We start from the raw sequence: 11,504 nt of genomic DNA on the forward strand, positions 1-11,504 counted from the left end.
TGAACCGCCGTGTACGGAACCGTACGCACGGTGGTGTGAGAGGACGGCGGGTGTGAACTCGCCTCCTACTCGATTGTGTTGAGCTAGCGCCGGGTCGCCCGGCGCTGAAACATGTTGGTATGAGCCAAAGACTACCCGTGTGTTGTTACTGTGCATGCTGTTGTAAGTGATCACTTACAGTGTGCGTAAGCCAAAGCTGTAGGCGCGAGTAAATCGTTGCCGCTTTCACAGTCGGTATTTGTTTATCTGTTTGATAAATAAGGATTTTTATTTTTGCTTGGGTAACCCTCAGGTCTTTTTTTGAGAGGTTTTGCCAGTTGCTCCAGGCGCTCCAGCGATTACTATCTGCCCTGTGTCCACGGATTTGGACACAGGCCTTCAAGGATGAGGGTCAAGGACATCGCAGGATGCGATTCATCAGGATGATGAAAGGGAATAAAGGGACTACGGAAAAAATGTGGGCGGGTCAAACCGCCCCTTTTTTTTGTCCGCAAAAAAGAAAAGGCCCCTGTAGGGGCCTTTTGCGTAGAACGAGAGCGTTTAGCGCTCCAGATCCTTGATCTTGCCTTTGACACCGTCGAATTCCTCGGCATCGGGCAGTGCATCTTTCTTCTCGGTGATGTTTGGCCAGATCTCAGCCAGCTCAACGTTCAGCTGGATGAACTCCTGCATATCCTCAGGCACTTCGTCCTCAGAGAAAATGGCTTGTGCCGGGCATTCAGGCTCGCACAGCGCACAGTCGATGCACTCATCCGGGTGAATGACCAGGAAGTTCGGGCCTTCGTAGAAGCAGTCCACCGGACAGACTTCTACGCAGTCGGTGTACTTGCACTTGATGCAGTTGTCGGTGACGACGAAGGTCATTTCTAATTTTCTCCTCAGGCGACGGCAGCACAGCCCTTCCAGACAGGGCCGCGGGGTTTGGTAGATGGCTGCAGACCAGGCTAGTAATCTGCAGTGTCGCCAAACCGCGCGGGATTCTATCAGCTTGTGGGACGGTGCGTTAGATCAGAGTCTTTAGTGTATAGAGCATTTCGAGCGCCTGACGAGGTGTCAGGTTATCAATATCGGTTTTGCTGATTTCCTCCAGCACCGGGTGCGGCAGGCTGGCGAACAGATCACTCTGGTGCGGCACCGCTGGCGCGCCTCTGTCGGCTAGAGGCGCTGCGTCATGCGGCAGGCTCGCGGTTTCCAGGCGGCTCAGGTGTTCGCGGGCACGCTGAATAACCGGGCCAGGTACGCCGGCCAGTTGGGCAACCGCGAGGCCGTAGCTCTGGCTGGCCGGGCCAGGCAGTACATGATGCAGGAACACGATACGTTCGTTGTGTTCGGTGGCATTGAGGTGCACGTTGGCTACCAGCGGTTCGCTCTCGGGTAGTACGGTCAACTCGAAGTAGTGCGTGGCGAACAGCGTATAGGCGCGCAGTTGCGCCAAGCGCTCGGCTGCGGCCCAGGCCAGCGACAGGCCGTCAAAGGTACTGGTGCCGCGCCCCACTTCATCCATCAGCACCAGGCTGCGTTCGGTAGCGTTATGCAGGATGTTGGCGGTTTCGCTCATCTCGACCATGAAGGTCGAGCGGCCGCCGGCCAGGTCATCGCTGGAGCCGATCCGGGTGAAGATGCGGTCAACCAGCGACAGCTCGCAACTGGCCGCCGGTACGAAGCTGCCGATGTGTGCCATGAGCACGATCAATGCGGTCTGGCGCATGTAGGTGGATTTACCGCCCATGTTCGGACCGGTTATCACCAGCATGCGGGTGTTGTCATCGAGTGCCAGGTCGTTGGCCACGAACGGGGTGGTCAGTACCTGCTCGACCACCGGGTGGCGCCCCTGGCTGATCCGCATGCACGGCTCGTCGACGAACGTTGGGCAGTTCAGATCGAGGTTCAGCGCGCGCTCTGCCAGGTTGCTCAGGACGTCCAGCTCTGCCAGTGCCGCGGCAGTGTCCTGCAAGGGCGGCAGATGGCTGATCAGGTTTTCCAGCAGCGCTTCATAGAGCATTTTCTCCCGCGCCAATGCGCGGCTTTTAGCCGACAGCGCCTTGTCTTCGAAGGTTTTCAGCTCAGGCGTGATAAAGCGCTCGGCACCTTTGAGGGTCTGGCGACGGATGTAGTCGGCAGGTGCCTGTTCAGCCTGCTTGCTGGGCAGTTCGATAAAGTAGCCGTGGACACGGTTGTAGCCGACCTTGAGGTTGGCCAGGCCGGTACGAGCTTTCTCGCGAGCCTCCAGGTCAATCAGGAACTGGCCGGCGTTTTCGCTCATCGACAGCAGCTCGTCCAGCTCGCTGTCATAGCCCGTCTTGAGGACGCCGCCGTCGCGGATCACCGCAGGCGGATTGTCGATGATCGCTTTTTGCAGCAGGTCAGCCAGTTCCGGGTAGGTGCCGGCGATAGCCGCCAGGCGCGCCAGGTGCGGTGCCTCCAGCTCGGCCATTGCGTTTTGCAGCTCAGGCAATGCACCCAGTGCATCGCGCAGGCGAGCCAGGTCGCGAGGGCGGGCATTACGCAGGCCAATCCGGGCCAGGATCCGTTCGATGTCGCCGATTTCCTTCAGCTGTGGCTGCAGCTTTTCAAAACGGTAGCCATCAAGCAGGCAGCGAATGGAGCTCTGGCGTGCCAGCAGCACCTTCAGGTCGCGCAGGGGGCGGTTCAGCCAACGGGTCAGCAAACGGCTGCCCATGGCGGTCTGGCAGCGGTCGATGACCGATTGCAGGGTATTGTCGCGCCCGCCTGCAAGGTTGACGTCCAGCTCAAGGTTGCGGCGGCTGGCACCGTCGAGTACGACAGTATCGTCAAGCCGTTCGTGCTTGAGGCTGCGCAGATGGGGCAGGGCGGTACGCTGGGTTTCCTTGGCGTAGCCGAGCAGGCAACCGGCAGCACCGATGGCCAGGGTCAGCTTCTCGCAGCCAAAACCTTTTAGGTCTTGGGTTGCGAACTGCTGGCACAGGCTCTTGCGGGCTGAGTCACGGTCGAAGTCCCAAGGCGCGCGGCGTCTGGCGCCACGACGCTTCTCGGCGGGCAAGCCCTGTGGCCAATCATCCGGGATCAGCAGTTCCACCGGGTTGATTCGTTCCAGCTCGGCCAGCAGGTTCTCCCAGCCCTTGAGCTCCTGAACGGTGAAGTTGCCGCTGGTGATGTCCAGTACTGCAAGACCAAAGAGGCGCTCATCGCCCAGTACGGCAGCGATCAGGTTGTCACGGCGTTCATCAAGTAACGCCTCATCGCTGACCGTGCCTGGGGTGATAATGCGTACGACCTGACGCTCGACCGGCCCTTTGCTGGTTGCCGGATCGCCGATCTGCTCGCAGATCACCACCGACTCGCCCAGTTTCACCAGCTTGGCCAGGTAGCCTTCTGCTGCATGGAAGGGGATACCGCACATGGGGATCGACTGGCCCGCTGACTGCCCGCGGGCAGTCAGGGTAATGTCCAGGAGTTTTGCGGCTTTCTTCGCATCTTCGTAGAAGATTTCGTAGAAGTCGCCCATGCGGTAGAACATCAGCTGATCTGGGTGCTGGTTCTTCAGCTTCCAGTATTGCTGCATCATCGGAGTGTGTGCGGAGAGATCTGAAATTGCGTTATTCATCAGTTACTTAGCGGATTGAAAATATACGGCTGGGGCAAATTTGGGGCATTGCTGCGCAGCTAAAAGCTTTTCGCTGAACGCTGATAAAGGGAGGGAAGGTTACCATGCTTGGATCAAGCACGGTGAGCCCGTTTAAGGTAGTCGACGCGACGAGCGGTTCTGTCCAGAAGCGTTAAGGAAATTGACCTTTGGCTTGACCGCTGGCTTAATGCAGCGCTATGCCTCTCTTGATAATTTCTGCTGCAGCCCCCTAAGCAGCTTATGTGCACCCCCTTTGCAATTTTTCGTTTACACTCCATTTTATGTGCGGGTGTCTGTGTTCCCTCGCCGATCAGGACGATCAGCTTTCGGAGGAAATATGCCGGTCCAACTCACCACAGGTTCCGAAATCACTACTCAGCTTGCCTTGCTCGCGGAAAGCGCCCGGCCGAATGAGATGGTGGTGCAGCGTCTCAAGCGAGAAATCGAGAAGCTCAGGACCGTGAGCCCAGTTGAGTACTACATGCTTCTTGGCATGCTGCACTCTGTACTTGGCAATGAGAAAGAGTGCCGTGAGAATCATGAACGTTCGTTAAGAATGGCTAATGATGAAATTGTTTTACTAAATTATGCGCATTCTCTTCGTCGGTTGGGGTATACCGGCGAAGCGGTACCTTTCATGATTAAGGCGTTCGAGATTTCTCCAACGGAAGAAATCCTTTCTGAAGTTTCTCAGGCTATGTTTTATAGTGGTGATCTGAGTCAATACCATAAGGTTTTGGAAAGATTTGCTAAGTGCAATCCTACCAGGTCGCTCGATAGTGTGTTTTCAGTGCTCTACATAAAAGAGCTTAAATCTTGCCTGGAAAAATCAAGTGTTTCCCTGCGTGATTTTCATTTGGGGATGCAGTTGCTTGAGCAGGTTATAGTCAAGCTTGAGGCGTATCGCACTTTAGAGGCTATAAAGTTCACTCTTAGTAATTTTGAGGGTGTTTCTCATACTACTATTAGGGTTCTCCTTAAAGAGCCTTCGGTTGACTATCTTGTTAGTTTCAATGAAGCCATAGCTGATGCTTTAGCGGATGCCGTGGATATTGAAGCTTGGGATCGCCTGGTTATCAGCGCTACTGAGCTCACTGATGCCGATCGCGCTGCAGCTGCTGCTTAAGGGATGGAGAAGCATGAGCATTAATTACAAGGATTTTTACGATTACGCAGCTGCTGAAGTCATCGATGGATCTCCAGAATTCTCGCTGCGCAATGGTATGTCACGCTCGTACTACAGCGTTTATCACCTCGCTCTCGAATATGCTGACTCAGTGGCTGTTCCACCGGTTAGCGATTGCAAAGGCCCTACCCATCGTAAGCTTTCTGAATACTTTGAAAAAAGTTTTAACGCTGACATGGAGCTTCGCCGGACTTTGCGTCGTCTCGGGTACTCTTTGAAGCAGCTGCACGACAATCGTGTCACTGCTGACTATCATCTTGACGAATCTGTTACGTTCACAAAAGCCAAAGAGCACTTGTTGCGGTGCGATCTGAGACTGAAAGATTTTCAGTCGTTACTCTCTGCTGCAGCTGCTTAAGCAATTGTTAACAGTCCTCAGATTTAAAGTTTATTAACGATGCGTGTCACATAAAGCCCGGCTGTCGCCGGGCTTTTTCATTTTATGGCTTAATTCCTTTGTAGGCTCTAGCCTGTATGCCTTTCCAAATATGTTGTAGCTCCATGGGGGACTCGTCATCCATCCACTTGGCGTACACCTCCACGAGCATCGTGAAGTCCTTGTGCCCCATCTGCTTGGCAATAAATGCAAGGTTGCCCCGCGCTGTCAGGCACCAGCACGCATAGGTGTGCCGCGTTTGGTATGGGCGGCGCGGTCGGATTCCAGCTCGGCGCTGGATCGAGGCCCATTTGGTGTTCCATGCTGTGGACACAAACCAGTGGTTGATGAGCTTCTTCCTGGCCTGGGTTTTTGGTGATAGTAGGGGTGTGACCAGCTCGTCTCGGCTCTCATGCCGGTTATGGTAGACCTTGATCTGCTGTTTCGGGTGGTCAGCCACCAGCCCCAACAGGGTACGGCATGCCTCCAGTGCAGGGGGCATCAGCAAGACTGAGCGTGGTTTGCCTGTCTTGGGTACTTTGAAGGTTTTGTCGGCGGTGATTGCGCGGGAGATATGGATCTGCCCTGTGGCAAGGTCGACATCTTCTGCCGCTAGCGCGCACATTTCCCCTGGTCGAATCCCGGTGTAAACGGCTAGGGTGACTGCTGCAGCATCCTGTGGGTGTAGGCACCCCTTACTGATCAGCTGTTCAAACTCGTCCTGGGTCAGCGGATCTGGATCTTTGTCGCTCATAGCGAAGCGAGTGCAGGCAGCGGCTAGGCCTGCTTCGCAGTAGCGGTTGCTCTCGCACCAGGCGAGGAACCCGGCGAAAGTTGCGAGGTAGTGGTTGCTCGTTGACGGTGCGCGGTCAGCGATCAGCTTTGTTCGCAGCAGTTGGATGTCCTCAGGTAGCAGTACTCCGGCGAGGCGGTCTGCGCCGATCAGGTCCACGCAGATGTCCAGTGCATAGCCGTACTTCTCTTCTGTCATCGGCGTGATATCCACAGCTTTCAGTGGCTTGTATCTGGCCACGAGTGCGGATAGGCGTTCATCCTTTGCTGTGCTGTAGTTGTTAGCGTGCTTGGAGTTTGGGAAGTGCCGGCCATAGTCGAACGTCCCTATTTTGATTTCATGAAGAATCGCCGCCCTGAGTAGGGCGGCATGCTTAATGTTGGCTTTGGTGATAGGGAGCCCCAAGGACTCCCGGCAACGAATGCGGCGCCACATAAACACGACGCGTAAATTGCCGCCGTGTATCTCGATGCCCTTGTGCTTTGCCAGCTCGATCTCTAAGCCGCTTCCTGCGGTGCGCTCTCGGCCCACTTGTCGTACTCCGTCATGTTGATTGCAATGCGTCCATCGGGGGCTTTGCGCCAGACCCGGCCCTGTGCCCAGGTGCCGTCCTTGACCTTGTGCCTGATGGCATCCTCGCTGTACCCGGTGAGTTCGGCTGCTCGTTTGATCATTACCCAGCGCGGAAGGCTCATGCGCGTCTCCCCAATGCTCGTTTCGCGTTCACGTTGGCCATGTAGGCGGCCCATTTTTCGCTCTCGCGCTGTTGGCGGATCTGGCTGCATTTTGTGTGTCGTCGGGTCGACCTGCCCTTACCGCAAACATCGCAGATGGCAGGCAAGTCGAGGCTGTGCGAGGCCATGGGCGGACGAGTGCGAGTGGTTTGCTGGTTGGTCATGGGTGCGCCTCGTCGTCATAACTCACTGCTTCACTACCATTGTCCAAAGCGGCTAGGGCGGCCTCGTCAAGCATGCGGTGCATCGAGTTTGTGCCCTGTTCGTTCTCGCGCTGCAGCTCGTGGATGATTTCCTTTACCATCAGCGGCCCGTTGATGACGCTGATCGGCGAGCCGGCTTCGTTGGTTGGCCACTGCGAGGAGCATGTGACGGCATGGAGCAAGCACTCGGTGGTAATGCGGATCACCAGTTGGTCGCCCTCGACCGCCACTACCGGTAGGATGTTGTTGTCGGGCGTACCGCCCTCCGCTTCGTCCAGGTTGTGTCCGGTCGCAGCTGCGGCGCAGGACATGCCGACGGGCATGATGCTGATCTCGGGCTTGCAGCCCTCGGCGTTTACCTGGCGGTGGCGCTCGATTTCTGCGATCAACTCCAAAGTCACTGCTGGCGGCATCGCCATGCCGTAGTCGTTGAGTGCTACGTAGTCGTACTGATCGCGTTTCGCCGCTGTGGCGAGCGCCTTCAGCTTTAGGATATCGACGCTCATGCCTTGGTCTCCTGCTTGATGATGAAGCCCGCCGCCTGGCGGATCTTGGAGCATTTGTCGTGGCCGCCCTTGCGAGTCCGTGCTTTGCCGCACACGTCGCAGATGATGGACATGGCTGGTCGGATCAGCGGCTGCATTCCCTTTGCTGTCCGGACTGCCGGTTGATAGGTCGTCGTGGTGTTCACAGCGAATACCTCTCATGGGGGCGGCGGGCTGTAGGGCTCAGCACAAGAGTCGGTGCATCGCTGAGGCTATTAACAGTCGGTAACGTGCCAGTTGCGCGCTGGCCGGTTGTCACGTGCTGATGCAGGGCCATGAGGGCGGCGGCAAGTGCAACAGCCAACAGCATGCTGATCAGTTGCCAAGTGCGTACCGGGTTGATCATGGTGTAACCCCTCCATTGCCCTCGCGGCTCGGGAACAGCGAGTGTCTGGCGTGCTGCAGCAGTTCTTCTTGAGAGACGGGGCGTAGTAGTTGCTCGCCATTGCTCACGGCTTCCAAGCGAGTCGCGTACAGCCCGGCCTGGCCGAGCCAAGCGTGAGCGCTGCCGGCAGGTTGATTCCTTGCGTCCGCTAGTTCATGGTCGAGCGGCACCTTGAAACCGGCCGCATTGCGATGTCCGCCGCCGCCGTACTGCTTGGCGATCTCGCCTACGTCCATCCCTTCGTCGCTGCTGCGGAGGGAGAAGTAGCGATGATCGGTGCTGTCCTGGTAGCAGGCAGCGAACTTCTCCCCCTGTGCCATCAGGTGGCCGGCGTCACTGGAGTGGATATAGGGCAGGTTCGCCACTGGTACGTCGTGGCCAGCGATGAGCATTCGGCGCTTGCTGCTGGCTACCAACTCGACAACGTCCTTGTGGTGTTTGCGCTCGATGGCTGTCCCGGCGGAGATGGCAGCGCGGATCGGCTGCTTCATCAGCCCATCCCAAACCTCGAAGTCGTAGGGGTAGCTGAACAGGTTGGCCTGAATCTCGCGTGTGCCTTCCAGCTTGAAGCGCCAGAGGTCGCGGTCCTCGATGTGGTTGATCAGCGCTGGGCGCTGGTTGTAGGGGAAGAAGAAGTCCCAGGTGAGTCCGGCACCGCTGCGGTTCATGTCGAACACGGCGCTAAGCTTTGGCAGGTTGTCCGCCCAGGCATAGTAGTGGAGTGGAGCAGGCTCCAGGTCAGCCAGTGCTTCGGCAGCTGTTTTGTGGTGGTCGAGTACCAATACAGCGCGGGCTTCCAGGGCCATCGACTTGAGTGTTTCCAGGGGGAAGGAGAAATCGACGATGATCACTATGCGGCCTGTTACGTCCGGGGAGGACATGCCGTAGTGTCCAGCGAGGAACTCGACATTCTCCGCGCCAAGGCTGCGGCGCACGGCCCAGGCGGCGCCGAAGCCGTCGGCACAGTTACCGTGATAGATGCAGAGGGTCTTCATGCTGCTTCCACTACACTGGCGGCGCTGGCAGGCGTGTTGCGCAGTTGGGCGTGGACGCGCATGGCGAGAGCCTGAATATCCTGCAGTTGTTGGGTGGCCCGGTAGCGCCATGGCTGGGTGCCTGGGGCGACCTTCCAAGTCTTCTCGGCTAGATCCAGTGTTTCGGCTGCATTGGTCAAGAGGTTGTAATCGGCTCTGGTCACGGCCAGCCCGGTATAAGACATGATCCGAGCTTCCAGCTCGGCGATCACATCGCGGCGTGCGTTCATGGCCTGGGTGAAATTCTTCTTCGCGTCCTCAAGCTCGGTGACTTTGTCGGCCAGGGCTTTTTCTAGCGTTTTGATGTGGTGATTGTTCACTGCTTGCCCTGAGGTCTTTCCAGCTATCAGGCCATTCTCGAAAGCGCGGCGTCGGGCGACGCTGAACAGGAACGGCAGGATCGCCAGCGTGAAGAGCCACAGGGTGGCCAGTGCGAGGATGTAATGTTGTTGCATGTGCTGTGCTCCTGAGTGCCCGCCGTCGAGGTAAGTGAGAGATCGACGGCGAGCGAATTGCCCCTGAAGACCGGGGCCGTCTGGATCAAGCGGACTGCTTGGCTTTTACTGCTTGGTTGTCGAGATACTCGGCAAGGTCGTTGAGGTAGATCACGTGCTGAGCCTTCGCCGAGTTGTGCAGTTTCTTTAGCGTCAACTTGATCTGCCCCTTCTGGATCAGCTCCTTGAAGCGCCGGTCCGTCCCGATGTGGGGGAAGTAGTGCTCCCGAATAGCGGTCAGCGTGGGGCAGGGCGTGCTCCATTGGCTGCGTAGTTGTTCAAGCGTGGTCATGCACACTCCCCGAGCCTCTCTAGGGAGGGCCGGAGTTTGGCGCGGACGACTTCGGCGAGGTGTTCCTTGCTGCGGCCAGTGGCTGCCGCGCAGACTTCGCCCAGGTCGTTGGTCACAACTACTCCAAGGGGGCGCTCAGGGTTAACGGTGGTGATGACGTAAGCGATCTGGCCCTTCTGGATCACCTCATCTACGCACTCTTGGGCTTCCATCAGGGCGATTGCCTCTTCCGCCTGAGCGGCAGTGTCAGCTCGGCCATTGGCCAGATCCTGCAGGAAGTCCCGCAGTTGCTGGTATTTGGTCGCCGGGTCGCGGGGCAGGGTGAGCGAACTGGCGAGTGGGCCAAGCGTCACCTTGATATGGTGGGTGGTGTCGTCGTTCTCGACGTTGACCTGAGCCTCCACTGACGCTTCTGGGCGATGCAGTTTGCAGGTGACGGTGCCGCCATGCTCCAGGGTGTGCTGGAGCAACATGACTCGGTGAAGCGGGATGCTGTACTCGCTCATGCGGCACCTCCGCGGGCGGGAACGGCTTGTGCGTTACCGTTGGCGGTGGCGACGATTCTCAAGCCTGTGCGGCGCTGAAACTCCGCCAGTGATGAGGGGCGGCTACAGGTCATTGGGTGCAAGTAGACCTTGCACGGGGAGGGGTGCTGTGCTTTTGGCATGTCTGAACCTCAGTGAGAGAGAGGGTTACGGCTCAGACAATACTTAAACGAATATGTTGGGTCAATACCTTTTCGTAATGATGGCGTATAGCTTAATACGTCAGAATATCTCGACCTTCGATACGACCACGCCGCAGATCAGGGCGTCATCCGGCAGCTCAATGATGGGGTCTGGCCAAGATGGATTCAGCGGCTTTAGGAAGTGACGATCACCTTCTATGACAAGCTGTTTAAATGTTGCTTCCTTGCTGTCTGCGAGCTTTGCAATTACTAGCGAGCCGTTCTCGAAATCTTTTGCGGGGTCGACAAAGATAATGTCGCCCTCTCTGAATGAGCGGCGTTCGTGCGGATTAAACATTGAAAGGCCGCGCACTCGAAGGGCGAAAGTGGCGCTGCTGTGTGAAACCGCACAAGGCAGCCAGGACTCGACATCCTGAAGCTCAAGAGGCTCCTGCATTTCGCACCATGCCCCAGCCTGTACCCAAGAAATCAATGGTACAAATCCACGAACCTTTGGTCCTAGTTCAACGTTTGAGTGGGGGCTAGCTGTGATCGGAGGGTTGCCTTCGCCCTTCCAGAGCCACTCAGCAGAGACTCCAAGTACCCTGGCAATCTTTTCAACATTCTCGTGGCGTGGACTGACGGATGTGCCTGTCAAGATTCTGTGAATGGTAGGTTGCGGCACGCCGGATCTCCTGGCGAGCTCACCCCCCGACAGCCCCAGTTCATGCATGCGCTTTGCTATGCGGTTTCCTATCACTGCTCATTGCTCTGATTTGTTTGCGTATCGCAAGTGTATTGCTTCGCCCTATTCGTTTGGGTAATATCAACCTATTCGCTAACGAATAGGTAAGCGCTATGTCCATTCAAGAGATGCTTCAAAAATTGATCGAGCAGGGTTTCTCTCAGCGCGCTATTGCAGAGCGAGTGGGGGTTACCCAGCCAACCATTTATCGAGCAACGAAGGGAGCGGCGATCCGCTATGAGGCAGGTAAGGCGATTGAGCTCTTCTATAAGGAGCAAATAAAACCGGGTCAGGGTCAGCAGGACTAAAGAACGCTGAGCCAGGACTCTCACCTCCCGGCCCAGCTATGAAAGTGCAAAACACCATCACTCCCGTCATCCGGTGCTCTCTCTCAAGGTAAGCCGGCTGACTATTACCGCATGCCATGCCCGCACAGCACGCAA

General features: G+C 56.9%; 14 protein-coding genes. 3 read left to right on the forward strand and 11 right to left on the reverse strand.

The genetic code is table 11. The annotated features are described in order from the left end of the window. Positions 1-540: 540 nt before the first annotated feature. Positions 541-864, reverse strand: a complete 324-nt coding sequence (gene fdxA, locus CYD26_RS21460) for a ferredoxin FdxA (protein ID WP_065760817.1) — start codon at positions 862-864, stop codon at positions 541-543. A 139-nt stretch (positions 865-1,003) separates the two neighbouring features. After that, complete coding sequence (mutS, locus tag CYD26_RS21465) at positions 1,004-3,574, reverse strand: DNA mismatch repair protein MutS (protein ID WP_178081728.1); 2,571 nt, start codon at positions 3,572-3,574, stop codon at positions 1,004-1,006. Positions 3,575-3,944: 370 nt separating this feature from the next. On the opposite strand from mutS, the gene CYD26_RS21470 reads away from it, so the two are divergent. Together CYD26_RS21470 and CYD26_RS21475 are read left to right on the forward strand one after the other, a co-directional pair. Then, the gene (locus CYD26_RS21470) at positions 3,945-4,733 is read left to right on the forward strand and encodes a hypothetical protein (protein ID WP_102053592.1); all 789 of its coding nucleotides are present in this window, start codon (positions 3,945-3,947) and stop codon (positions 4,731-4,733) included. Positions 4,734-4,746: 13 nt separating this feature from the next. Beyond that, entirely contained in the window at positions 4,747-5,151 is a 405-nt protein-coding gene (locus CYD26_RS21475; RefSeq protein WP_145991809.1) for a hypothetical protein, read from the forward strand. Positions 5,152-5,233: 82 nt separating this feature from the next. On the opposite strand, the gene CYD26_RS21480 is transcribed toward CYD26_RS21475, so the two are convergent. The 9 genes from CYD26_RS21480 to CYD26_RS21525 all read right to left on the reverse strand — a co-directional run bounded on the left by CYD26_RS21480 (position 5,234) and on the right by CYD26_RS21525 (position 11,076). Further along, positions 5,234-6,493: a site-specific integrase gene (locus CYD26_RS21480; RefSeq protein WP_102053594.1), complete on the reverse strand. Its 1,260-nt coding sequence runs from the start codon at positions 6,491-6,493 to the stop codon at positions 5,234-5,236. Then, on the reverse strand, positions 6,460-6,657 hold the full coding sequence (locus CYD26_RS21485) for an excisionase (protein WP_102053595.1): 198 nt from the start codon (positions 6,655-6,657) through the stop codon (positions 6,460-6,462). Before CYD26_RS21485 ends, CYD26_RS21480 begins: the two co-directional genes overlap by 34 nt. Positions 6,658-6,856: 199 nt before the next feature. Continuing rightward, a complete protein-coding gene (locus tag CYD26_RS21495; protein WP_102053597.1) occupies positions 6,857-7,405 on the reverse strand; it encodes a hypothetical protein in 549 nt (182 codons plus the stop codon). Then, complete coding sequence (locus CYD26_RS25040; protein WP_145991810.1) at positions 7,402-7,590, reverse strand: hypothetical protein; 189 nt, start codon at positions 7,588-7,590, stop codon at positions 7,402-7,404. Before CYD26_RS25040 ends, CYD26_RS21495 begins: the two co-directional genes overlap by 4 nt. A gap of 196 nt (positions 7,591-7,786) precedes the next feature. Beyond that, positions 7,787-8,824, reverse strand: a complete 1,038-nt coding sequence (locus CYD26_RS21505; RefSeq protein ID WP_102053599.1) for a DHHA1 domain-containing protein — start codon at positions 8,822-8,824, stop codon at positions 7,787-7,789. Then, a complete protein-coding gene (locus CYD26_RS21510) occupies positions 8,821-9,318 on the reverse strand; it encodes a hypothetical protein (protein ID WP_102053600.1) in 498 nt (165 codons plus the stop codon). The genes CYD26_RS21505 and CYD26_RS21510 overlap by 4 nt, the downstream gene beginning before the upstream one ends. A gap of 85 nt (positions 9,319-9,403) precedes the next feature. Beyond that, entirely contained in the window at positions 9,404-9,649 is a 246-nt protein-coding gene (locus CYD26_RS21515; RefSeq protein ID WP_102053601.1) for a pyocin activator PrtN family protein, read from the reverse strand. After that, complete coding sequence (locus CYD26_RS21520) at positions 9,646-10,155, reverse strand: hypothetical protein (protein WP_102053602.1); 510 nt, start codon at positions 10,153-10,155, stop codon at positions 9,646-9,648. The genes CYD26_RS21515 and CYD26_RS21520 overlap by 4 nt, the downstream gene beginning before the upstream one ends. 261 nt (positions 10,156-10,416) lie before the next feature. Next, positions 10,417-11,076: a LexA family transcriptional regulator gene (locus CYD26_RS21525; RefSeq protein ID WP_102053603.1), complete on the reverse strand. Its 660-nt coding sequence runs from the start codon at positions 11,074-11,076 to the stop codon at positions 10,417-10,419. A gap of 98 nt (positions 11,077-11,174) precedes the next feature. Here CYD26_RS21525 and CYD26_RS21530 point away from each other — a divergent pair, with 98 nt between their 5' ends. Then, complete coding sequence (locus CYD26_RS21530) at positions 11,175-11,369, forward strand: helix-turn-helix domain-containing protein (RefSeq protein WP_102053604.1); 195 nt, start codon at positions 11,175-11,177, stop codon at positions 11,367-11,369. The last annotated feature ends 135 nt before the right edge of the window (positions 11,370-11,504 follow it).

It is taken from the genome of Pseudomonas sp. FFUP_PS_473 (assembly GCF_002858665.1).
Classification (GTDB): Bacteria; Pseudomonadota; Gammaproteobacteria; order Pseudomonadales; family Pseudomonadaceae; genus Aquipseudomonas; species Aquipseudomonas defluvii.